General features: G+C 31.6%; 22 protein-coding genes. 15 read left to right on the forward strand and 7 right to left on the reverse strand.

Annotated elements, in window-relative coordinates; genetic code table 11:
• Positions 1 to 85: 85 nt before the first annotated feature.
• The 6 genes from ACWJKP_RS01205 (at position 86) to ACWJKP_RS01230 (ending at position 5684) form a co-directional block, all read left to right on the forward strand.
• Positions 86 to 952, forward strand: coding sequence for a phage holin family protein (locus tag ACWJKP_RS01205; RefSeq protein ID WP_165411753.1), 867 nt, complete (start codon positions 86 to 88; stop codon positions 950 to 952).
• Between the two features lie 231 nt (positions 953 to 1183).
• The gene (locus tag ACWJKP_RS01210) at positions 1184 to 2386 is read left to right on the forward strand and encodes a BaiN/RdsA family NAD(P)/FAD-dependent oxidoreductase (RefSeq protein ID WP_462961377.1); all 1203 of its coding nucleotides are present in this window, start codon (positions 1184 to 1186) and stop codon (positions 2384 to 2386) included.
• Positions 2387 to 2495: 109 nt separating this feature from the next.
• Positions 2496 to 2984 carry a MarR family transcriptional regulator gene (locus ACWJKP_RS01215; RefSeq protein WP_165411751.1) on the forward strand — a complete coding sequence of 163 codons (489 nt, stop codon included), beginning with the start codon at positions 2496 to 2498 and terminating at the stop codon, positions 2982 to 2984.
• Positions 2985 to 3067: 83 nt separating this feature from the next.
• Positions 3068 to 4246, forward strand: coding sequence for an ArsA family ATPase (locus tag ACWJKP_RS01220; protein ID WP_165411750.1), 1179 nt, complete (start codon positions 3068 to 3070; stop codon positions 4244 to 4246).
• A complete protein-coding gene (locus ACWJKP_RS01225; RefSeq protein WP_165411749.1) occupies positions 4247 to 4471 on the forward strand; it encodes a hypothetical protein in 225 nt (74 codons plus the stop codon).
• A 19-nt stretch (positions 4472 to 4490) separates the two neighbouring features.
• On the forward strand, positions 4491 to 5684 hold the full coding sequence (locus ACWJKP_RS01230; protein ID WP_165411748.1) for an ArsA family ATPase: 1194 nt from the start codon (positions 4491 to 4493) through the stop codon (positions 5682 to 5684).
• 208 nt (positions 5685 to 5892) lie between these two features.
• Here ACWJKP_RS01230 and ACWJKP_RS01235 read toward each other — a convergent pair whose 3' ends face one another.
• The 6 genes from ACWJKP_RS01235 to ACWJKP_RS01260 all read right to left on the reverse strand — a co-directional run bounded on the left by ACWJKP_RS01235 (position 5893) and on the right by ACWJKP_RS01260 (position 10849).
• The gene (locus ACWJKP_RS01235; protein ID WP_165411747.1) at positions 5893 to 6369 is read right to left on the reverse strand and encodes a GyrI-like domain-containing protein; all 477 of its coding nucleotides are present in this window, start codon (positions 6367 to 6369) and stop codon (positions 5893 to 5895) included.
• A 72-nt stretch (positions 6370 to 6441) separates the two neighbouring features.
• Positions 6442 to 7413 carry a helix-turn-helix transcriptional regulator gene (locus tag ACWJKP_RS01240; protein ID WP_165411746.1) on the reverse strand — a complete coding sequence of 324 codons (972 nt, stop codon included), beginning with the start codon at positions 7411 to 7413 and terminating at the stop codon, positions 6442 to 6444.
• Positions 7414 to 7446: 33 nt separating this feature from the next.
• Positions 7447 to 7863: a YjdF family protein gene (locus tag ACWJKP_RS01245; RefSeq protein WP_165411745.1), complete on the reverse strand. Its 417-nt coding sequence runs from the start codon at positions 7861 to 7863 to the stop codon at positions 7447 to 7449.
• 334 nt (positions 7864 to 8197) lie between these two features.
• Positions 8198 to 8353 carry a hypothetical protein gene (locus tag ACWJKP_RS01250; protein ID WP_318038341.1) on the reverse strand — a complete coding sequence of 52 codons (156 nt, stop codon included), beginning with the start codon at positions 8351 to 8353 and terminating at the stop codon, positions 8198 to 8200.
• Positions 8354 to 8472: 119 nt separating this feature from the next.
• The gene (locus ACWJKP_RS01255; protein WP_165411744.1) at positions 8473 to 8997 is read right to left on the reverse strand and encodes a PadR family transcriptional regulator; all 525 of its coding nucleotides are present in this window, start codon (positions 8995 to 8997) and stop codon (positions 8473 to 8475) included.
• A 316-nt stretch (positions 8998 to 9313) separates the two neighbouring features.
• Positions 9314 to 10849 (reverse strand): transposase, encoded by a 1536-nt coding sequence (locus tag ACWJKP_RS01260; RefSeq protein ID WP_224578784.1) that lies wholly within the window; start codon positions 10847 to 10849, stop codon positions 9314 to 9316.
• A gap of 269 nt (positions 10850 to 11118) precedes the next feature.
• Here ACWJKP_RS01260 and ACWJKP_RS01265 point away from each other — a divergent pair, with 269 nt between their 5' ends.
• Positions 11119 to 12024 carry a pentapeptide repeat-containing protein gene (locus ACWJKP_RS01265; protein WP_165412404.1) on the forward strand — a complete coding sequence of 302 codons (906 nt, stop codon included), beginning with the start codon at positions 11119 to 11121 and terminating at the stop codon, positions 12022 to 12024.
• A gap of 481 nt (positions 12025 to 12505) precedes the next feature.
• Here the strand turns inward: ACWJKP_RS01265 and ACWJKP_RS01270 are convergent, their stop codons facing one another.
• On the reverse strand, positions 12506 to 12925 hold the full coding sequence (locus tag ACWJKP_RS01270; RefSeq protein WP_165412403.1) for a GyrI-like domain-containing protein: 420 nt from the start codon (positions 12923 to 12925) through the stop codon (positions 12506 to 12508).
• Between the two features lie 77 nt (positions 12926 to 13002).
• Between ACWJKP_RS01270 and ACWJKP_RS01275 the strand changes: the two genes are divergently transcribed.
• From ACWJKP_RS01275 to ACWJKP_RS01310, 8 genes are all read left to right on the forward strand, one after another.
• Positions 13003 to 13764 (forward strand): ATP-binding cassette domain-containing protein, encoded by a 762-nt coding sequence (locus ACWJKP_RS01275; RefSeq protein WP_165412402.1) that lies wholly within the window; start codon positions 13003 to 13005, stop codon positions 13762 to 13764.
• Between the two features lie 159 nt (positions 13765 to 13923).
• Positions 13924 to 14592, forward strand: coding sequence for a response regulator transcription factor (locus tag ACWJKP_RS01280; protein WP_165412401.1), 669 nt, complete (start codon positions 13924 to 13926; stop codon positions 14590 to 14592).
• Entirely contained in the window at positions 14589 to 15623 is a 1035-nt protein-coding gene (locus tag ACWJKP_RS01285; RefSeq protein ID WP_165412400.1) for a sensor histidine kinase, read from the forward strand. The genes ACWJKP_RS01280 and ACWJKP_RS01285 overlap by 4 nt, the downstream gene beginning before the upstream one ends.
• 94 nt (positions 15624 to 15717) lie before the next feature.
• On the forward strand, positions 15718 to 16485 hold the full coding sequence (locus tag ACWJKP_RS01290) for an ABC transporter ATP-binding protein (RefSeq protein ID WP_165412399.1): 768 nt from the start codon (positions 15718 to 15720) through the stop codon (positions 16483 to 16485).
• Positions 16475 to 18553, forward strand: a complete 2079-nt coding sequence (locus ACWJKP_RS01295) for an FtsX-like permease family protein (RefSeq protein WP_462961378.1) — start codon at positions 16475 to 16477, stop codon at positions 18551 to 18553. The genes ACWJKP_RS01290 and ACWJKP_RS01295 overlap by 11 nt, the downstream gene beginning before the upstream one ends.
• A gap of 368 nt (positions 18554 to 18921) precedes the next feature.
• On the forward strand, positions 18922 to 20940 hold the full coding sequence (locus ACWJKP_RS01300; RefSeq protein WP_165412397.1) for a hypothetical protein: 2019 nt from the start codon (positions 18922 to 18924) through the stop codon (positions 20938 to 20940).
• Positions 20941 to 20985: 45 nt separating this feature from the next.
• A complete protein-coding gene (locus ACWJKP_RS01305) occupies positions 20986 to 23193 on the forward strand; it encodes a glycosyl hydrolase family 18 protein (protein ID WP_165412396.1) in 2208 nt (735 codons plus the stop codon).
• 106 nt (positions 23194 to 23299) lie between these two features.
• Positions 23300 to 25159, forward strand: a complete 1860-nt coding sequence (locus ACWJKP_RS01310; RefSeq protein ID WP_165412395.1) for a glycosyl hydrolase family 18 protein — start codon at positions 23300 to 23302, stop codon at positions 25157 to 25159.
• Positions 25160 to 25184: the final 25 nt, after the last annotated feature.

Genomic DNA, 25184 nt, shown 5'->3' on the forward strand with positions numbered 1-25184 from the left:
GCTGCATATATTATATGGAACAAATAATTTCTTTTAATTATTTGTCCCATGTTTATAGTTGTCTAGTATTAATGGAGATGAGAGAATGGACAAGAACAACATTTTTTTAAAAATATATGGAATATCTGGAATATTGGGCATCCTTTCTAAAATATTCACAAGCATACAAACTTCATATACTATACTTTTGGTGCTTATTAGTTTAGATACTATTACAGGAATATATACTGCTATAAAATATAAAAGGTTTTCAAGTGTGGGATTACGTAAATTTACTAAAAAAGTTAGCACTTATACACTTTCCATAATTACAGTTAAATTGTTAGAGAATATTATAGTTCCAATAGTAAATACAAGCATGTTATCTCAAATTGTTATAGCTTTTCTAGCAATTACAGAGAGTATAAGTATTTTAGAAAATCTAACATTAGTCGGAGTGCCTATACCTTCTAATTTTTTACCTTTATTGATTAAGACCTTAAAGATACCAGGATTAAATAATTTGTTGGAAGATTCGAAACACAAGAAGGAAGAATCCTCTGCTATTGATGATATTGATGATATAGTAAATTATCAAATTCCTACTTTTGAGGATAAATATATGAGGATGTTTTTAGAAATTAAATATGATGTATGGAAGTCCATTATTAATCAAATCATGCTTATAAATGAAACTATTCAGGATAATCCAGATATTTTGTTTTGTAAGATACTATCATTAGTAGAGTTAGGCATTAACGATACGAATAAGAGATGGGTAGAAGAAAAAATTCCAATTAAATATATTGAAAAGATATCGCAAGAACATCAGTCTAAAATAGATAAGTGCATAGAGAAGCTAAAAATCATTTGTTACTCTGAGAAAACTACAGGGGAGAAAAAAGATCAGATTATTGATTGTATTCTAATAGCTTTATATCAAACAATAATTGATGCACGTAAGATGATATAATAATAAATCCTAGCTTCATTTGAATTCTAGGATTTATTATTAGTATAATTACTACTATAAATAGAATAGAAGGGAGGGATTATTATAGATGAGTCACAATTATTAAAAGGCATTTTAGAAGGTAGCGTATTAAGCATTATTTTTCAGGGTGAAACTTACGATGAAAATATTATGAGAATTTTAAAAAAGTGTATTAAAGGACTAAAAAATGAAAATTAGTGAGGTGTGTTTATGCTAAAAGTTATTGTTGTCGGAGGAGGACCTGCTGGTATCATGGCAGCTATCAGTGCAGCAAAAAATAGTGAAGTTATATTAATAGAAAGAAACAAAGAAATTGGTGCAAAGCTAAAACTTACGGGTGGAGGCAGATGCAATATTACAAATAATAGAGATATAGAGGAATTTTTTGATAAGATAGTAAGTAATAAGAAATTTCTATATAGCGCTCTTTATACATTTTCAAATAATCAACTTTTAGAATACTTTAAAGGAATTGGATTAGAATATAAGGAGGAGCTTGACCAAAAGATATATACCAAAAGTAATAGGGCCGATGAAGTTATAGAATTACTGAAAAATGATTTAGAAAGAAATAATGTTAAGATTATGTATAACAGTAAGGTTCAAGGGTTGATAGTTGAAGATGGAGAAATTAAGGGTGTAGTAACGGATGATGGCAAGCGGATTTTAGGCGAAAAGGTAATTGTTACAACAGGAGGAAAAAGCTACCCAGATTCTGGTTCAGATGGTTCTATGTTTGAAGTATTAAGTAAATGTGGACACACTATAACACCTTTATACGCAGCATTAATCCCATTAGTTATAAAGGAAGAGTTTGTTAAGAGTTTACAAGGCGTTGCAATGAAGGATGTTGTAGTTTCAGCTAAGATTAAAAAAAAGAGTATAGAAAAGTTTGGCGATATGATATTCACTCATTTTGGAATATCAGGACCAGCAGTGTTAAAGCTTTCATCTTATATAAGTAAAGCCTTAGGAGAGGGAGAAGTACAAGTTACTTTAGATTTTTTAAGAAATAAGTCTAAGGAGGAAATATCAGAGATTATGTGGAGCAATCCAAATAAGACTGTGCTTAATAATTTAAAAGGCATTCTTCCACAAAATTACTTGAAAGAAATATTTGATATGTTAGGAGTAACAGAGGTTAAGATTAATGACTTAAAGAAGACTGATGAGAATAAGATAATTACTTATATGAAGGAAATGAAACTAACAGTTAGAGAAACTTTATCGATTAAAGCAGCTCAAGTAACTTCAGGTGGAGTTAAAGTTAAAGAAATAAATGCTTCAACTATGGAATCAAAACTTATAAAAAATCTTTATTTTGCAGGAGAAGTTATAGATATTGATGCTGAGACAGGTGGATATAATCTTCAAATGGCATTTTCTACAGGATACTTAGCGGGAAGCAATTAAGCACAGAAGGGTACATGTAATATTTTTCATGCAATTTTATTGACAACAAAATACTTCGGTGATAGAATTAAAATATAATTCGTAACAAGAACTAATTCGGAGGAAGTTTATGGATATAAACAAAATAGAGCAAATTATTTTTAATCATATTGATGAGTTTAAGGTTTTGTTTTTTCCAGAACAGTGGAGTGATATATTCTTAGATTTTTCTAAGAATGAAATATTAGCATTATTATTCTTGCATCGAAAAAAGAATGCTAATATGACGGAAATAGCAGAATACATAAATGCTCCATTAAATACTGCCACAGGGGTTATTGCTAGATTAGAAAAAAAGCTGATGGTAGAAAGAATAAGAAGTGCAGAGGATAGAAGAATAGTTTTAATAACCCTTACGGAGGTTGCAAGTACAGTGATTGACAAGGAAAAGGCTGTGATTACGAAATATCTTATTGAGATTTACGGAAAGCTTACCGAGGATGAAATTTCTTCAGCTTTAAGTATTTATAACAAAGTACTGGGAGTTTTTAAGGAAATTAAAAATCCGGTTAAAGAAGATATTCCTGTTAAAAAATTAAGAAAAATAATTATTGAATAGCTCAGTGCACCTGAGTTATTTTAAGAAGAAATACTTCGTTAAAAGAACTATTCGATTAAAGAATTAAAATTAGGAGGGATGATATGAAAAGGATAATTATTTTTACTGGAAAAGGTGGAGTTGGTAAAACAAGCACCGCAGCAGCTCATGCACTTAAGGCTTCAATGGAGGGAATAAAAACTTTAATTGTTAGCACTGATATGGCACATAACTTGAGTGATATTTTTATGCAACAAATAAAAAATGAGCCTACAGAAATAGGTCAAAATTTGTGGGGACTTGAAATTGATCCTAATTATGAAATGGAGAACTATTACGGAAGTATTCAAGCTGCTTTTAAAAAAATGATGGTTTTTAAAGATGAAAAGCAAGCAGAAAGTTTTGAGGATATTGTTGTGTTTCCAGGAATGGAAGAGCTATTTTGCCTTTTGAAAATTAAGGATTTATATGATAACGGTACTTATGACCTAATAATTGTGGATAGTGCACCCACAGGAGAGACCATATCCCTTTTAAAATTTCCAGAGCTTATGAGTTGGTACATGGAGAAATTATTTCCCGTTGGAAAGGTTGCAATGAAAGTGCTCAGACCTATCTCTAAAATAGCATTTAAGATGGAAATGCCTGATAAACAAGCTATGAATGATATTGAAAAACTTTATATAATGCTAACAGATCTTCAAAACTTATTTAAGGATAGAGAGAGTTGTAGTATAAGATTGGTGACAATTCCTGAAAAAATGGTTATTGAAGAGACCAAGAGAAATTACATGTATTTAAATCTTTATAATTTTAATGTAGATGCGATATATATTAATAGGATAATACCCCAGGATATAGGTAATAACTTTTTTAATGAGTGGAAATGTATTCAAAAAAAACACATGGAAGAAATAGATTCAGTATTTTTGAATTTACCAAGGTTTAAAATTAAATGGTACGAGGTAGATATTAATGGAATTCGCGGCTTAGAAAGAATAGTTGTGGATTCTCTAAATGTTAAGGATATATTTAAGGTTCAAAAAATAACCTTTAACGAAAAATTTGAAAAGGTTGAGGGTGGATATAAGCTACAAGTATATGTGCCATTTGGAGAGAAGAAAGACTTAGAGCTGTATGAAACTGGTTCTGATATATCCATAAAAATAGGTAATTTTAAAAGGAATATTCCCTGTCCAAATTCACTGAGAAAGTACTCAATAAGTAAGGCCGATTTTAATGAGGATTACCTATCTATTTATTTTGATGAGAAGGTGGATTAGATGAATGGTAAAATAATTAAAAAATTGATAAGAATAGAAAAACTTAAATATGAGGTTATAAAAGATGTTTTGCCAGAAAAAATCTTGCACAAGCTTAATAACTTTGAGAAGGAAGCAATTATTGTTATTAAGGATATTGGATTGGATCTTATGAATGAGAGTTATGAAAAAGCGGAAGAGGAAGCAAACCAAGAGATTAAAAAGGTTAAAGTAGATTTTTTATAATTGAATTGGAGGGATTAAAATGAGAATTATTTTATATACAGGAAAAGGTGGAGTGGGGAAAACTAGTGTTGCATCAGCCACAGCCTGCCAGATTGCAAAGCAGGGAAAAAAGGTGCTTATAATGAGCACTGATCAGGCTCATAGTCTTTCCGATGCCTTCGGTGTAAAGTTATCGAATACACCTACCCAAATTTCAGAAAATTTAGAAGCTATAGAGGTAGATGCTCTTATTGAAAATGGAACTATTTGGGGAAATATCAAAGGCTATTTAGAAAAATTGATGTTCTTAAAAAATGCAAAAACCATTGAGGTTGAAGAATTACTGGTTTTTCCAGGGTTCGAGGATCTGATTTCCTTACTTAAAATTAAACAGATTAATGATGAAAATAATTATGAGGTGTTAATAGTTGATTGTGCTCCTACTGGCGAAACTATGTCGCTTTTGAAGTTTCCAGAGCTTTTCAAGTGGTGGATGGACAAAGTTTTTCCTATGAAAAGGAAGATAGCAAAAATTGCAAAGCCAATAATTGAGCATACAGTAAAGATTCCGCTTCCTGATGAGAGAACTTTTGATGAAATAGAAATGCTATATAAGAAAATTGATGAACTCCATAAGTTAATGCTCCAAAAGGATAAGGTAAGCCTTAGAATAGTTACGACTCCAGAAAAGATTGTTATCAAGGAAGCTAAAAGAAATTTTTCTTATTTGCATCTCTATGATTTTAATGTAGACGCAATTATTGTTAATAAAATAATTTCAGAAGAGGGAGGGAAAGGATATTTCGAAAAGTGGATGAAGCTTCAAAGTGAAAACCTTAAAGAGATAAGTGAAAGCTTTAGCCCGGTACCAATTTTTAAAACCGAGTTAATGCATAGCGAGGTTAGGAATTATGAGGTCCTATTAAACATGGGAGAGAGTATATTTAGAGAAGTTTCTGCAGAGAAAGTGCTCTTTAAAGACAGAATTTTTGAAATTGAAAAATCAAGTACAGATGAAAGCTATTATTTAAATATAAATATGCCTTTTGTAGATAAAAAAGAATTAAATTTATTCCAAAATGGAGATGGAATTAGTATTTCCATTAAGAATGAAAAACGAAACTTTATACTTCCACAAAAATTACAATCAAAGGAAATCATTAAAGCCAGTTACGAGGATGGGAAATTAAGAATACAATTTGATTTTAGGGAGAAAAGTGATAGCAAAAAGTGAAATATGTTTAGTAGATGTGAGAAGTTCTGATAATCTTAAAATCAATATTTTAGCTAGGGTAGCAGGTATAATTCGTTATATGAGTTATAAAAAATATTACTTAGCGACATTTCAGAAGGGAAGTCTCCCATTTCTATAAGTGGGGTTTACAGACTATAACAAAAAAAACTTCAGTGGGAGTATAAATCTCCTTCTGAAGTCGTTGATATTACAGCACCGCAGGTGATGATTTAATAGGGACACATACGTCAAATTCTCCATTGTTCATAAATCTCTCGTCGTACAATTCTAGTAGGGGTCTACAATCAAATTCATACCCTGAGGCTGGAATTAATTTGGTAAATATATCATTGTAAAATGCACCTAAATTTTTTATAGGTCCACTATAAGTATAAATCATGTACTTACCCTCTGGGACAACCTTTGTTACCATGCCTTCAGGTACATCAGAAAAGCTGTCTACTTCGGCGCAAGCAGTATAGTGAAATCTACCTTCTGGATCCATTCCACAATCTCCATAATCACATATACCATAAGACAGAATGGACTTGCTTTTTTGCTTTATATCTCCACGATTTTTGTTAAATGAGTCCCAAAGGGTAGCAATTTCACCATTACTATTGTTCCCAAAATAAGGTATACCTACAGCCTTAAATCCTTCAAAGATTACTATTTTTTCTTCCATAATTATTACCTCCATCCATTTATTTGATATCACAATTATATCAAGGAATCCATGCCAACAGTATGTCAGGAATTATGTAGCCCTATATAAATTTGAAATTATATTTGTTTTTCTAATTATGTACGATCTAAGTTCTATAGGCTCTAAAACCTCGATTCTATCACTTAAAGGAAAGATTACATTGCAGGCAGTTTGAAAACTTATCATGTCGATATCATAAAACCAATTATCATTAACTTTCATGGAAGAGAGTACATAAAAGCCTTCAAGAGTCTGTTTCTTTTCCTCATAGAATTTAATTTTAACAGGATATGAAGCATGGTTTACTTTAAGGTAGGATTGTCTCACAAATTGAGGCTTACTATTTTCCCAAAACTTTTCCAGGTTAAATTTCTCAGCCATGCTGAAGTTTTCATCTAGCACTTCAATACTTTCAATTCTGCTGCATTTAAAAATTCTAATCTCGTTTTTTAATTCACAAAACGCTACCACATACCAATCAGAATTTTTTACTACCGCACCATAAGGTCTTAGAACTCTTTCGGATACTTCTCCATCAAATTTTTTATAGTGAACTTTTAACTTCTTTAAATTAAGCACTGATTTTTTAATTATATCTACATTCTGATTTTGTACTCGCGTGCCCCACCAAGGTTGCGAATCAATAAAAAACCTTTCCTTAGCTTTAATAATTTCTTCTCTATGTTCTTTTGATACACTATTTTCAAGCTTAATGAAGGCAAGTTTTAGTTGCTGCGACATTTCAGTGTTCTTTTCTGAGTGAATACCCATACCTGAAAGCAATAGATTAACCACATCGCCGCTCGCTAGGTTATTTGAATTGATTTTATAACCCTCAATAAAAGAAAAACCTCCACTGGGACCTGGAATTGATAAAATAGGAATACCTGATTCGCATAATATATCCATATCTCTGTATATAGTTCTTTCTGAGGTTTCAAGTATTTTTGATAAATTTCCGGCTTTCATTATTCCGCGTGTATTAAGCAACATAATAATTCCGAGTAGCCTGTGAAGTCTCATGAAATCACACCCTTATTCTTAATTTTCAACTAATTAGTGGCCACGATGTTTATCTTTCTTATTTTGTTGTCTTAATTTATATTTTAGTTGCCTTTCTTCTTCTTTTTCTTCTTTTGAAACTATTTTTCTTTCTGTTTTAATTAGCTCATGCTGTAGTTGCATAGCAAGTTGAGCTTTCGTACCTGTACCTTTGTTTTCCATTGCTTTCTTTATTTCTCGTTGGTATCTTTTAGGGTTTATCTTTCTTTTTTCAACGGATTCAGTACGTAAGGGATTACTAAACTTTAAATTATAAAAGGTTGTCAATATAAAATCAAACACCTCATAATCTTTTGGTTCAGCCCCAAATACAATCTTAGATACTTCATATTTCCCATCATAAGCCTTCTCAAATACCCCTACCCAAAATACTCCCTCAAAAAATACATTTAAATTAATGCTAATTTCCATTTCATAATTCCTCCTGTTCAGTAGAATTTGCTAAAGAGAATGGACGACCCCAGGAGGGAAGGATACTGCTATCTATAAAACAATAGATAGGTTCGGACTACCAACCGAAACTGTGATTTTATCTCTATTTGAGCGATATTACTTTAGTTTATAGATTGAAAAAAATATTTTAAATCCCTCTTAACGCTCTCACATAAATCATCTCCTAATTTAGTTGTATTTTAAAAAGTTCATTATATATAATGCTATTCATTATCATATGCATTTACCGCTATTGGCAATGCTTGAATTACTATATTACCTACTGCGGGTAATCCAACTAAAACAGCACTTATTATTTCATCTCTTGTAACTCCAAGTGATTTTGCATGTTTAACATGGAAGGTAGTCCGCCGTCAAGTCTTGCCGAAGCTAATACTGCAATATATGCCAACTCCTCTGTTTTTGAATCTAGTTTACTTGTAGCATCTAAATTTTGTACTGTTTCCATCCATATCTTTTGATATTCTGAGCTTCCTTAATAAAAATTTGGAATGAGTTGCTTACTAATGACATATAATTCATTTTCTTCATCCTCCTAAAATAATATATTAAAATACTTGGCGATTTTTAAAAATTATCAATTATAAACTCTTCAAGCCATAAAATCTCAGTATCTACAAATGCTAATGGCCTTTCGAATAATGCTTTTATATGCGGTCTTTGTCGTGCGGTAGGATGCTGGGCATATCTTTTGAGTAAAAATTCTTTTCTCTTAATCAAATTTTCTTTATGAACAGTTAAAGCTTTCATTAATTCTTCTTTTATTATTAAATAAGAGAACAGCATGCCTATATCAAATTCACTTGGGTCACTGTTATATTCACTTATCATCTTGATAATCTGCTCTTTAATAACTAATTTTGTTTCATCATTGATTGAATATACTTTCCTTTTAGGTGAACCATATTCTTTTTCGTATCTTGAAGCTATATACCCATTTTTTTCAAGTTTATTTAAAGAATTATAGATTGAGGAAAATCCGATATTGGTCCAGCCTCTCATATTTTTTTGTTCTATTACAGTTTCAAATTCATACCCATAATAATCTTTGTCACATAAAAGAGATAGAAGTATGACTTCAATCTGTGTCATTTTTTCCCTCCTTTGCTATTCTGACAATAGAATAGCATTATATAAAATCTTTGTCAATATTAGGGGGAACTGGAGCTACCTTACTATTATCTGTAAATAATACAATGTATATGATATACTTTAAAAGTAAAAAATATTTATATTTTGATAGTATAGTCGGAAAACAATAATTAACAATTTCCATATTTAAGTATTAAAAGTGCTTATTTGAATGAAAAGTTATATTTGAATTAATTACGGATATGACAAAAAGACTTTTTTATACACTATTTTAAAAAAGCCGTAGGCTGGTTATTGAATTGAAATTTATTTTAAATTACGCAGCTATATTTTTAAGAGTTGGGAAAATATCGGCAAGGGCTATTAATCTTTCTGATGCCCAAGCATCTATGAAACAGCAAAATGCACCAAGAAATACCCTTGTTATTCTACACCCAACAGAATAAATAATTGCATCTTCAGCATGAAAATTGTTATTTATTCTATCCCAACATCTTTCAGTAGTTGAACGTCTTTTATAAAGAGATTTCCATTGTTTTGAACCTCTTAATATTGGAGTGAAATACCTTGGGTTGTCTAATGTTTTAGTGTAATAAGATTTATTGCTTTTCATAGGACATTTTTCACAGTTTTCACATTGAACTGGGAATAACCATTTATGTCTATATTGTTTACTAATAATTCCCCAATTACGAAGCTGATGTCCACAAACAGTTCCGTGTGGAATAGCATTCTTATCAAGTTTAACAAATTCACTATTTGATGAAGGTTTTGAAGAACGTGAATTTAAATCAATAATAGGATTTATTCCATAATGCATGCATAAAAGATAAAAAGCATTAGCATCATAAGCAGAATCTAAGGCTACAGAATGAAATTTAATTTCAGGATATAAATCCACAAGTTCTTTAAGTGCATAAACGCCAGTAACAGCATCATGGCGTGCCGCGCTAACAAATTTAATATGGATAGGTAGGCTGTAAAAGCTATCACAGGCAGTAAATCCGTGATAGGTATGACCATAGTAATAATGTTCATTAAAGCTATCCCAACCCCAGCTAGCACTGGGGTCGGTAAACTTTCGATAACAGTCACAATGTTCTCCTGGTTTAAGTTTGCAATCACAAACTTTTTTACCGTAAGGCGAAGCCTGTGTTGGCATACAGGTTCCGTCGCCAGCAATATTTAGTTTAGAAGGATCGCCCAAAATACCCATTGATAAAGAAGGAATAACAAATAATTCTTTAAGTATGTTGTTCATTTTGGATTCGCTTCTGTCAAGGAGCTTTGAATTATCATATTTTAAGATTCTTTTAACTAAACGGTCAACTACACCAGACTTGGAGTTATTCATCTTTTGGTTTTTCTTTTGTTTTTTACGTGGTTTACGTTTAATTTTACGCAGTTTGGATTTATTAAGGATCTTATCCTTATGAATCAGCCTATCCATAAAATCATAAAAAGTACCTACACCAGGAATTCGGTCAACATGTATGCCTTCGGCTTTAGAGTCTGAATAGCAAGCGGGTATAAAGCCAGATAAAATTGAATAGAAAGGGTCTGAACGTAATGTTTTTACCCAAGATGATATACTAGTTTCTTTACAATAAGCCATGATAATAAGTGACCTGAGTAATGCTACCGCATCTTTGGGCGGAGCCCCTTGATTAGATTTAGAGTAAGTACTTTCTATTAGAGGGACAATTCCGGTTAGGTCGGTAGACCAGATTTTAGTTATTTGTGAACTACGCTCAAACAAAGTGATTTGTTGATTGGTTTGAATATAGAATTTTTCTAAAAATGTTTCAAGAAAATATTGATATTGAGAATGAGAAACCTTAACAGTTAACATAAAAACACTCCTCGCAAATGAAATAATGTAAAAAAATATACATATTTAATTTTGCGAATTTTTACTAGCTGTCAAGTCTTATTTCACAATGTTTAAGTAAAAAAGATTAAAAGTAATACGAATAGCTTAAATTTTCTAGGTTATTCGTACAATATGAGGCACCACGAATTTTTGAGGTGAAGTTGATTTTTGAGCAAAATGAATCAAGAGTTAGCAGTACCTTAAGAGTTTCCGAGAGTGCACATTTTGATAATATGAGGTGAATTAATATGATATATCCACATGGAAATAAGGATGATAAAGCATTGTCTGAAAATTATAGAGATTCAGTGTCTTTTCTTGACATGAGTCTCCACAATCTGAGAGGTGACTGTGAAAAATGTTTTGGGTTATGCTGTGTTGCACTGTATTTTTCGGCTTCGGAAGGTTTCCCAATAGATAAAGATGCTGGGAAACCTTGCCCAAATCTACAATTGAACTTTAGTTGCTCCGTTCACAAAAGTTTAAGAAAACAGGGACTTAAAGGTTGTACTGCTTATGACTGCTTTGGTGCAGGTCAAAAGGTCGCTCAAGTTACCTATGGTGGTCACGACTGGAGACAAGTCTCAGAATCCTCGAAGCAAATGTTTGAGGTGTTCTTGATTATGAGGCAACTTCATGAAATGCTATGGTATCTTACAGAATCACTTTCACTACAACCTGCCCGTCCTATCCAAAATGAAATTAGTTCCATGCTTAACGAGACAGAACGCCTTACTCATCTCAGCCCCGATTCTCTTATAGAACTAGATGTGGAATCGCACCGAGATGATGTTAATGCACTACTTCTACATACCAGCGAACTGGTGCGAAATAAAGCCCGTGGCAGGCAGAGGACTCCTTCGAAGCGTAATAAAACCAGTACTCGTGGATTAGATTTCTTTGGAGAAGATATTAGAAGGACTAATCTCAGAGGTGCAAATTTGAGAGGAGCATGCCTTATTGCAGCAGATATTAGAGGAGCCGATTTAAGTGGGGCTGACCTTATTGGTGCTGATTTGCGAGATGCTAACATCAGGGGAACTAATCTCAGGGATAGTATCTTTCTTACCCAAGCTCAGATAAACACTGCGAATGGCGATTCCGATACAAAGTTACCGATGTCACTAGTTAGACCAAAATATTGGTCTAAATGATTAAGTACCTAACAAAAAACATATAATTAATTAGAATTAGAAAAAACTTGAAATACCGTATTATTTAAAAATAATATTGGTATTTTTGTGTCATAATATTCTATAAAGTAGTTAGAGAGTAAGTTTACCCCCCCCATCTAACTGGATCTATGAGAGGAGCTAAAAATATGCCTCTAAATAGTCGTATGAAAAAACCAGTATATAATTCTTTCTTAGCTCTAAAAAAGATATTGAAAATAAATCCAATGACCAGGTAGATAATATACTTACCAATGCAAAGATGCCTAAGTTTATATTTAAATTTTGCTGCAAATACAGGATGGAGATCCATGGCTAAGAAAATAAATCTAAAAGCCAAGGATCTTTATAAAAGAATTTATTAAATTTTATGAGTTATCTGGAAAATAAAATAATAAATAATATATAATATATAATGTTGCGACATAAATTCAAATTCAGATTATGCTCATAATCCCCCAGCCTATATCCTTACCACAGGTATTTGTAACTCGGTAAGCCATTCATCTTCGCTTTCTTTGTTCCAAATACCATCGATATAGTTTTCCCGTGGACTGTCACCAATTATATATCCATTCTCTTCAATCCACTTAAGAGCAAATGCATACGCCTTTGCAAGTCCGGCATATGCTCCCTTGTGCATAACGGAAACCGCAGATACACCTTCAATTTTCTTAAATTTAATATTACTAGTTTCTTTACCCATTTTATCTACCGCTTCGCAGAATTCAATGTTAATATCTTTATCTTTGTATTCATTGTCAAGATACTTTATGAAGCAGTACTCAGGCACAGTACATTTTAATTCAGGATTTGCTGCAGCAACCTCTTCTCCGATTGCCGGTATGATCTCAAAATATGAGTCATAACTTGGTACTGTCATCCTCTTTGAATAGACGATTAACGTATTATGTATTTATGTGATAATATTAGGATATAAAATTAGGAAGGATGTTTTATATGCTTAGAATTAAAGGTTTATATAAAGAACAAAAGAATAATGTGATAAGAGATATAGATATTAATATAAACAAAGGTAGTTCCATAAGTATAGAGTGTAGCAATGAAGTAAGTGATTTGCTGGTGAATTTGATTTTAGGAAACGAAACACCAGCCAAAGGTGAAATATATATAGAAGACGTAAGAAACGACCAGTATATTAAAACTAATATTGGTAGTATCGGAGTTGTATTAAGAGAAGAGGATTTTTACGAGAGGATGACTATAGAGGATTATATGAAGTTTTTCTCTAGTCTTCTAGGAGTAAAAGTAGATTATAAAGAGATAATGTTAAAAGTGGGGCTTTTAGACAGTGGGGATATAAAAATAAAAAATTTGAATTATTCTCAAAGAAGAAGATTAAGATTTGCAAGAGAAAGGTTAAAACAGCCAAAGCTTTTAATTTTTCAGGAGCCAATTCTTAATATGGATAGCAATGGAGCTAAAATAATAGTAGAAAACATTGAAGAATTACGATCTGAAGGAACAGCGGTGCTTATAATTTTTTTGATGATACCAATATTTGCAAAATTAAATAAAACATTAACAAGAATAGCGGAATTTTTACCTAATTATAATATGAACCTTATGCTGGAAAAGGTATTTAAAGGTCAAATTATAGGAGTTGAATCTGCCTATGGCATATTTGTAATTTTGGCTTGGATAGTAATTGCTGCTGGTGCTTTTGCTTACATTTATAACAAAAGAGGATTAGATAAGTAAAGTGAAAGTTTTGTGTTTTGGGATTGGGCTTGAAGTTGTATTTAATGCATTTGCAAATTTATAAGAAGGAAAAGCATATTTTGAAGAAGAATATGACAATAGTTTGCAATTAGTATTATAATAAAGCATAGAAGTTAATCTAAGAATAGAGGGTAATAGATGTTTAACATAATGATAATTGAGGATAATGAACAATTGAAAAATGAAATAGCAAGTCTTTTGATATGCAATGGATATTCTGTTATAAAAGCTAATGAATTTAATAATATTCCTAAATTGGTTAAGGAGAGCGATCCTCATCTAATTTTGTTAGATATTTATTTGCCTTATGATGATGGGTTTAAGATATGTACAGAAATACGTAGTTTTTCAACAGTACCAATTATATTTGTTACAAGTAGAAATACTAATATTGACGAGCTTATGAGTATAACATTAGGTGGAGATGATTTTATTACAAAACCATATAATACTCAAATTTTATTAGCTAGGATAAATTCACTTTTAAAAAGAGCCTACCCTAATGAAAAAACAATGGATGTGGTTGAGTATAATGGCATAAGGTTAAATATATTATCTAGCACCATAGAGCACAATGGTAATAAAGTTGATCTTACTAAAAATGAGCTGAAAATACTTCATTACTTATTAAATAACAGAGGCACGATAGTATCTAGAGTAGATATTATGGAGTATTTATGGGATAGTTCATTATTTGTAAATGATAATACTCTTACTGTAAACATTACTAGAATAAGAAATAAATTTGAAGATATTGGAGTTAAGGATTTTATAAAAACTAAAAGAGGACAAGGTTATATAATATGAGTTTAAGTGATTATTTTAAAGGAATAATTAATGTGATACTACTAAATATTATATCACTTGGTACCTTAGTCATATTTCTCTTTAGTGTAGGAAATACTTTTGATACCATAAAAGTTATAGTAGTAATTTGGATTACAGTGACTATAACATTTTTTACATATGAGTATAGGAAAAGAAAATTATATTTTAATAATATCCTAAATACTGTTAATAGATTGGATAAGAGGTATCTTATTAGTGAAGTGATAGAGGTACCACCATATAGTGATTCAGTTCCATACTATATTCTGATGAAAAAGGCTAGTAAATCTATGCGTGAAGAAATATATAAGAGTAAAGTCCAACGTAAAGATTATAAAGAGTATATCGAGCAGTGGATTCATGAAGTAAAGACACCAATATCATCGATCAAGTTAATAGAAGAAAATAATAAGACTAATACTTCTAGAGTAGTTTTAGAAGAATTAGAGAATATAGATAGATTTGTTGAACAGGCTTTATTTTACGCTAGAAGTGAAGAAGTTGAAAAGGATTATCTTATAAAAGAGATTTCTCTAGAGCAATGTGTAAGCCATGTTTTAATAAGAAATAAACAGATATTCATTTCTAGCGGTATAGATATTGAGCTAATAAGCCTAGATAAAAGCATTTATTGTGATAATAAATGGTTAGAGTTTATATTAAATCAAATAATAGTTAATTCAGTAAAGTATAGGACAAAGGATTTTCCAAAGGTTAAAATATATGCAGAAGATATTAAAAATGGTGTTCAGTTAAGCATTGAAGACAACGGTATAGGGATACCATCTAATGAAATTAATCGTGTGTTTGAAAAAGGATTCACAGGAATCAAAGGTAGGCTGAATAACAAATCTACAGGTATAGGATTATATATTTGTAAAAAGTTATGTGACAAGTTAGGTTTAGTAATAACACTAGAATCAAATGAAAATTTATATACCAGGGTAATAATTGCTTTCCCAAAGGGAAGTTTTAGTAACTCAAATTTACTCCTACGCCATAAGGTGTAGGAATTTTTTTGGTGACAAAGTTGTAACATAAAAGTAAGGTTAAATCGAATTAGATGTAGTGGAAATAATGTACAATAATATTGAGGTGATAGTAATGGATAAGATATTAAGTTTGAAAAATGTTGAAAAGTATTATGGTAACAAGGGTAATGTAGTAAAGGCTATTGATGATGTAAGTTTTGATGTTTTTAGAGAAGAGTTTGTTGGGGTTATGGGACCTTCTGGGTCTGGAAAAACCACACTATTAAACATTATAGCAACTATTGATGAAGTTAGTTCAGGATTCATATATATAGATAATAAGGATTTAACAGAGATAAGTAAGAAGGATATTGCAAAGTTTAGGAGAGAGAATCTAGGGTTTATATTTCAGGATTTCAACTTATTAGATACTTTGACTATTCATGAGAACATAGCTTTAGCATTAACAATTAATAGATGTAAAAAGAATGAAATAGATGGAAAAGTAAGTAAAGTTGCTAGAGAATTAGGTATAGAAGATATACTTTTAAAGTACCCATATGAAGTATCGGGAGGCCAAAAGCAACGCTCTGCATGTGCAAGAGCTTTGATAACAAATCCTAAACTTATTTTAGCAGACGAACCAACAGGAGCATTAGATTCAAGAGCTGCTCAGATGCTAATAGAAATGATTTCTCATTTAAATAAGGAATTAGGAGCAACTATTTTAATGGTAACGCATGATTCATTTACAGCGAGCTATTGCGAGAGGATTCTATTTATTAAAGACGGTAAAATTTTTACGGAACTCGTTAAGGGAGAAAATACACGTAAGCAATTTTTAAATCAAATCTTAGATGTGGTTGCACTACTAGGAGGTGACATAAGAGATGTACGTTAGGCTAGCAATTAATAATGCAAAACGGTCTATTAAGGATTATTTAATTTACTTTATTACAATAACATTATGTGTAAGCTTATTCTATGCATTTACATCAATGTCAAGCTCAAGCTATGAATTAATAACAGAGGATTCTCTTAATTTTGAACTGTTAAAGCAAATATTGAAATATTCCACATATATAGTTACAGCTTTATTAGTACTACTTATAGGATATGTAAACAAATATATGATAAAAAGACGGCAGAAGGAATTTGCTACATATATATTGCTTGGAACTGAGCAGAAAAGCGTCGCATTAATGTTTTTTATAGAAATGCTAATAATTGGAATTGGTTCGATTGTATTAGGGGTTTTTATAGGTACATTATTTTCACAAGTAGTTACTGCAGTAGTTCTCATGACTGCGAAGCAAGATATAATTTTCTCTTTTAAATTATATATGGATACTGTAATTATAACATTCATATTTTTTATAGCTATGTTTTGTATTATTGGATTTTTTAATATGAAAGCTTTGGGGAAAGTTAAGATTATTGATATGATAAATGCACAAAAGAAAACAGAGTTTCAGTTTAAAAGAAGTAAGATAGTATATGTAAGTATATTTATTGTAGCAATAGTACTATATAGTGTTTGTGGATATTGTTCTTATGAGATTTTAAAAACTACAGTTACAAAAGGTGATAAAGCAATTTATATATCAATAGCATTAATAGGGTATATTATAGGAACGTATGCATTGTTTTATTCATTAGCTTATATAATTATTGCTGTTAAGGATAAGTGGATAAATTTTAAATATGAATATACAAACTTATTTTTAATAGGGGCTATAGTTTCAAAAATAAAAACAGCACCTATTTTAATGGCCACAATTTCAATAACATTTTTAGGAGCTGCATTAAGCTTTACACTAACTTTACTGATGTCACAATGGACTTTAGGATTTCTAGATTATAGAGTCCCTTATGATATTTTCATAAACAATGATTATTCTATGATTACAGATACAAGTGATATAGCTAAAATAAGTGATTTACCTAAAATGAATTATAAGAAAATAATAGAGCATCTAAATAATGATGGCTATAATATAGATGATTACTGTCAGGCAGAGAAATATTTCTTGAATATTGATGATTTCAAGGTGAGAGATAAAGGAAAAACGCCTATGTTAGCGATTAGCTTAAGTGATTATAATAAGCTAAGGAAAATGATGGGATATGAGAAAGTAACATTAAATAATAATGAGTTTACCATGCAATGGGCGAAACTGATAGAAGATACTGATATTGGAAATTATATAAAAGAAAATTCTACTATTACTATAGATGGTAATAACTTGAAGATTAGCTCAAATTCATACTATAAAGAGTCTATTGGAGAAGGTATATATAACGGCAATACAAATGCTCTGGTAGTACTGCCTGATGAATGGTGTAAAGAATTAAATTTAGCGGGCACTGATTTTTTCGCAAATACAAAAGAGAAGATTAGTTATGATAAGGCATTAAGCTTAGAAAAACAGTATGTACCACAATGGTTTAAGGAAAACTATAGTAAGGTACTAAGTGAATATAACAAAGATAATAGTCGAGCTTTTTATCCGATTTTTACTAGAGTAAAAGTAGCTGAAGTTAGTGAGATATTAAATGCTACACTAGCAATGAGAATACTAGGAATGTATTTAGGAACAGTTTTATTAATGATTAGTTTAACAGTTCTTGCACTGCAGCAGTTATCAGACTCTATTGAGCATAAAGAAAGATTTAAAACACTAAAGAAATTAGGAATAGACAATAATGAAATCAATAAGATAATATTAAAACAAATAGCATTGTACTTTATTATGCCAATATCAGTAGCCGTAATAGGGTTTGTAATATTTATGTATAATGTTGCAAACATAGGCAGTAAAGTAATAAGCCTTTATGTAGGGGATAGTGTATTTGTATTTAATATAGGTATATCATTGGCGATAATTTTAATTATCTATATATGCTATTTTGTTGCAACCTATTATACATTTAAGAGGAACGTTAAGGGTAGAAGTAAGTCTTGTTAAAGGGTTATTAAAATAACTAATAAATAACTAAAGTTAGAAGTAGGTGTCAGGAATCTGTAAGGTGTTTACAGGAGAATGATACTCTACTTTTAATTTTTTTAAAATAAAAGTTAAAACCTAGTGGGAAAACTGCTCCTGGCAGGATAATAGAGCTAATGTAAATTTTTCAAAAGATTTGCTCCACTATACTCCATGTTTAAACCATTATTGACCATTAATTCAAAAAAAACATCGTTTTAAGTATTAAATCCTAAAAGAAAATGGGAAATAATGAAAAATGTCTAAAAACAGGGAGCGATTTTGGTTGAAACCTGACCTGCTATCATGACATAATAATGGTAATAAATACATATATAAGGGAGAAAAAAATGAAAAGAGGAATTAATAAAAACTCATGCCTATCAGTAATTATAGTAATGTTGTTTTTTATTACTATGATTCCAGCAAAAATTACTTTTGCGTCAGCAGCAGATGCACCAGGGGTAGCATCATTATCTCATGATCAATGGTCAGGTGATTTAGATGGTAATTACAATATTACATTAAGTATGTGGCATGGAAATAATGGGACAAGCTACAAACTTTATGAAAAGATAGGAGGATTAAGTGAATTTAAGGTGGTTGACGAGGGGGATTTAACTGATAACACACCAGCAGCACAATCTAAAGCGATTAGTATTAAAGGAAGAACAATTCCTGCAACATATTTTTATTATGTCGAATTAATTAATAGTTTTGGGAAATCAAAAAGTAATGTAATTGAAGTTTCCGTTGGAACAGCGAATGAAAGTAAAATACTAATTGAGGGCATTGATGGAGATTCTCAAGCGCTTCAAGCAGTAATTACACAGGGTACAAATAAATATAAAGTAGTTAATAATAATACAAAGGAGCCACAATATAGCGTGAAAATAAGTAATTCATCAGTACTTAAAGCGACTATAGACAATGATGGTAATTTAACATTAGAAGGACTTGCGGCTGGAAGAAGTGGACTTCAAATCCATGAAGCAAGCACAAATGAAACTAGATACATAGGAGTAAAAATTAAAGAGGCTAATGGTGACTTACCAGGTATGCCTAAGTATTTATCTTTAGGACAAGTCTCAGAGGATAAAAAAGGAGATTTAGATTTTTGGAAAGATATAGATATAGATAATACAAATAAGAGAATGGATGTTAGATATATATATATAAATGGGGGACCTCTAGCTAATGGGTGGAGGGAGTGGACAACTGTTGATGGAGATAGGGCTAAGAATTATATTAAAGAAAGTTTAAAGCTTGGAATAATTCCATTCTTTGTTTACTATAATATTCCCGATAGCGGAGAAAACTATGAATTAGATTTAGCCCATATCAATAGTAAGGAATATATGGAAGCTTATTTCAAAAATTTAAAATTCTTTTTGGATATATGTGTTGAATATGGACAAGGCGAAACTATAGGAATGGTATTTGAACCAGATTTCTTAGGATATATGATGCAACAATCTAAGAAAAAACCAAATGAAATATCAGCTTTAGTTGAAGCCGCTTATTCATCGGGTGTGCTACAAAAGGGTGTAGACCCAGAGTTTAATAATACGGTGGAAGGCCTTGTTACTTCTATAAACTATACTGTTAATAAATATTATCCTAAAGCATATAATGGATGGCAATTTAATACATGGGCTTATGAAAACGGAGAAATACCAGGACAAGGCTTAATGCATTTAACTGAAAGAGATGGATGGGCAGCGGGAAGACAACAAATTGAAGCAGTGGCGAAAGAGACTGCTGAATATTATTTAGCAGCTGGAATTACAAGCTATGATGCAGAATTTATTTCTATAGATAAGTATGGATTAGATGGAGGTGTTTGCGAAACAGGAGCAGCTGTAAATCCAAAATCTTCTAAATGGTTTTGGAATGCAGACCTTTGGAATAATTACCTGTTATATACAAAAACCCTTCATGAAACTACAAAAAAGCCGGTTATATTATGGCAGATTCCTGTGGGACATATTAATGGAACTGTTGAAAACAGTCCATATACCGGCAAACCATTTGAAACTTTAACTAACAAGGATACGACAGGTGAAGATTCAGCACCATCATTCTTCTTTGGAGATACATTTAAAGCTGGAAATTCTGATAGAGTAGATTATTTTGCTTCAAATGGGGCTAATGATCCTGATATAAAGAGGCAAGGTGACACTATTACTTGGGGAAGTCATATGGGTGAAGCTAGAGATGCGGGAGTAGTATCAATGTTGTTTGGTGCTGGTGTTAATTCTAGTACTGATGCAGTTGGATCACCACCTACTGAAGATTATTGGTGGATTACAAAAGCGCAACAATATTATAAAAACCCAGTTTATTTAAATAAAACTGTAAATCAATAACTTTTATGTAGTGTAAATTTTATAAAAAATAAGGAGGCGTAATAAGTGAAAGTAATCAAATTTAAAAAGGCAATGGCAGCAATTATGGTATCTGTTTTTGCAGTTAGTACATTTGCAACACCGGCGAAGGCAGTTACAAGCGATGAAAAGAGGAAAGACTTAGAAAGAAAGGTTGTTGGATATTTTCCAGAATGGGCTTACAAAAGTGAAGTTCAAGGTAATTTCGATGTAGCTGATTTACAATGGGATTCTTTAACACATATCCAATATTCATTTGCAATGGTTGGAGAAGACCATAAAATTGGATTTGGAGATAAAAAAGCAGCTATAGAAGAGGATTTCGCAGATCATAAATTAGAGCATAATGGGAAGGAGGTAAAGTTGGATCCAAATCTACCATATAAAGGTCACTTTAATGTATTACAACAAATGAAAAAACAATATCCAGATGTAGATTTATTAATATCTGTAGGTGGATGGACAGGAACTAGAGGTTTTTATAAAATGATAGATACAGATTCTGGGATTAACACATTTGCTGATTCTTGTGTTGACTTTATTAGAAAATATGGGTTTGATGGCGTGGATATTGATTTCGAATATCCATCATCAGTAGCTACATCTGGGAATCCTGCGGATGCAGATTTATCAGAACCAAGAAGAGCTGTATTAAATGAAAGATACAACGTTTTAATGAAAACGTTAAGAGAAAAATTAGATGCAGCTTCAAAAGCAGACAATGAAAAATATTTATTAACTGCAGCAGTTACCGCTTCATCTTGGGTGCTTGGTGGAGTTTCAGATAATAGATATGCAAGTTATTTAGATTTTCTAAGTATAATGTCATATGATTTTCATGGTGGATGGAATGAATATGTTGAAAACTTAGCAAATATCTACCCAGATGCAGCTGATAATGAAACTACTGGAATGGCGATGCCGACTCTTAATATGGATTGGGCATACAAGTTCTATAGAGGGGTGCTTCCTCCAGAAAAGATTTTAATGGGAATTCCATACTATACAAGAGGTTGGGAAAACGTACAAGGTGGGAATGGTTCAGGTTTACATGGTAAAAGTAAAACACCTGCCGCAGGAAAGTACAACCTTTGGGGAGATGATGATAATAAAGAGGGAACTCCGGACCCCGCTGGCACTAATCCATTATGGCATGTATTAAACCTTATGGAAAAAGATCCTAACTTGAAAATTCACTGGGACGATGTTGGTAAGGTGCCATATGTGTGGCAAGGAGATAAAAAAGTATTTTTATCTTTCGAAAACGAACAATCAATAGATGAAAGAGTTAAGTACATTGAAGATAAAAACTTAGGTGGGGCTTTAATCTGGGTTATGAATGGTGACTATGGTGTTAATCCTAACTATGTTAAAGGTTCAGATAAGACAAACGAAGGTAAATATACTTTCGGGGATACATTAACTAAAAATCTGAAAAGTCGATTAGATAAAATGGGAAATTGTAAAGAAACAAAAGAAGATATTGGAGATGCTCAAGCAATCGATGTTAAAGTTGATACTATTACTAAATATGATCATCCAAATGGAGAAACCGTATTCACAGTAACTAACAATACTGGAGCAACGATTCCTAAGGGATGGGAGATTCAATTTGATATACCTAAATCTGCTTTATACGTTGGAGCGGAAGGAGGAGCTGGAACTGTTACAGAAGTTGGCGATTTCTATAGAGTAAACTTAAAAACATCTGGTTGGACTGATATTCCAAATGGTGGAACAGCATCAGTTAAGGCTAAGATGAAGTTATGTTTCGCGGGAGTCAGAAATATAAAGATTAATGGGAAGATTCCTGCTAGTCAACCGGTTAATGGTAATCATCTTCCTTCACTTAAAGGTGTTAAAGATCAAGCTATAGTAGAAGGGTCATCTTTTAATATTATGAATGGTATTTCTGCAAATGATGTAGAAGATGGAGATATAACTAGTAGTATAGCTGTATCAGGTGAAGTTGATACAAAAAAGGTTGGAACTTATACAGTAAAATATAGTATTACAGATAAGGCTGGAATGGTAGATAAAAAAGATGCAAAAATATATGTTATTCCTAAAGTTCATTCAAATGCAGCTATTTGGGATGCCGGAACTTTATATACAAATGGACAAGAAGTAGTATATGAAGGTAAGATTTATGAAAATATTTCGTGGTGGACACCTGCTGGAACATTACCAACGAGTGTGTCACATTACAAAGTTATTGTTGATTTATCACTGTAAAGTAATTCAAATAGTGAGAATATCATTGATATATATGACTTAGTTATAGTAGTAAAAGATATGTAATTAAATGAAAAAGTTAAATTTATTAAGGGGGAGAAAAATTATGTCAAAAGAGAAATTATTAAAAAATATCAAATCAGTAATAGCATTAGCTGCAATTGCCACGTTAACAATGACAAGTGTTGTACCAGCAGCTACAGTTAATAATTTAGCAGCACCACCACAGGAGGTCGAGCAAAAAGCATCTACTTCTAAACTTCGTAATGTTATGTATTATGGAGATTGGTCAATTTGGGGAGGAGAAGGAAACTTTTTTCCTAAAGATATACCGGTAGATAAACTAACACATTTGAATCTTGCATTCATGGACTTTACTAAAGATGGTGAATTGGTATTTTGTGATAAGGACGCTAATATTGGACATCCGCTAGGAAATGCAGGTGTTACGTATGGAGATATTAATGGTGGTATCATAAATGAATACCAATCTTTAAGAGAGAAAAATCCGAATTTAAAAATTGGTACATCTTTAGGTGGATGGTCTAAATCAAATAATTTTACATGGGTAGCTAGGAATCCACAAACTAGAGCTAAGTTTATTAAAAATGTATTAGATTTTATGGAGTATGCTAATTTAGATTTCGTAGATTTTGATTGGGAATATCCAGGCGAAGTTAGAGCGGCAGACAAGGTTGATAACAAAAATGATATGGGTAATCCCGATTCAATTCCGGCAGATAAAGAAAATTATATAACGATGCTTAAAGAATTCAGAGTAGCATTAGATGCAAAGGAAAAAATATTAGATAAGAAATATGAGATGTCTGCAGCGTTACCAATGGCGCATGAAAAAACTAATGTTGGTATTAATGTTAACGAAATGTTTAAAATATTAGATTTTGGCAACATTATGACTTATGATGCAGCAGGTGCATGGTCAGATACAAGTGGTCATCAAACTGCTCTTTATGATAATCCTAATGATCCGTTTGCAGGAAAAGGATTCACAGTTGATTCAAGTATTAAGAAATATATTGAACTTGGAGCACCATCAGAAAAATTAGTTATAGGTGCTGCATATTACACTAGAGGCTGGGAAAAAGTTTCAAATGATGTACCAGATAAAAATCTTCCAGGTTTATTTGGAAAAGCAACTCAAATAAACAAAGATTCAGATGGAACGCTTTCTTATGGCGCTACCAATTATGCTCCGGTAAAATCAGGAGACGGTGGTCGTAACAGTGGAGTTTGGGGATGGAGAAATCAAGATGAGTTAAAAGTTAAATATCCAGGAATAAAAGAATATTGGGATGATACTGCAAAAGCACCATACATGTACAATGAAAAGACAGGAGCGTTCTTCACTTATGATAACCCAAGATCAATTGCAGAAAAAACTAAGTATGTTAAGGATAATAACTTAGGTGGGATGATTGCATGGATGGCATCTCAAGATAAGCAAACAGATTCAACTAAGAGAGATGAGTTAACAAAAGCAACTAAAGAAGGTTTATTTGGGAAAGATGAATTACCTACTTATAAAATAGTTCAACCGAAAGTATATGCAAAAGCTTCAGTTACTTCAAGCAAACCAGCATGGGGAAATGGAGGCGCTTTATCTATTGATTTAAAAAATGATTGTAAAATAGAAACAAGCGGCCAAACTATACAACTTACAGAAACAGCTGCAAAAACTTTAAAGCATACTAAATTATATATAAAAACTAATGGAGTTAAAATTACTGGAGGAGAATATCCAGCACCAGCAGTTAAAGAAGAAAATGGATACTATGTCCTTTCATTTGATGGGTCAGAGCAAAAACTTATAAATCCAGGGGCTTCAATAAAGTTTAATTTGAAAACTGATAAAGTATTAAATGGATTAGACGGAATAGTAAGTATTGAAATGACACAAAGAATGTATGCAAATGGTCCAGAATTCAGTAGAGTTACTTTATACTAAGGTGCTGGAGTTGGTGGAACAACAG

It is taken from the genome of Clostridium sp. CM037 (genome assembly GCF_055081095.1).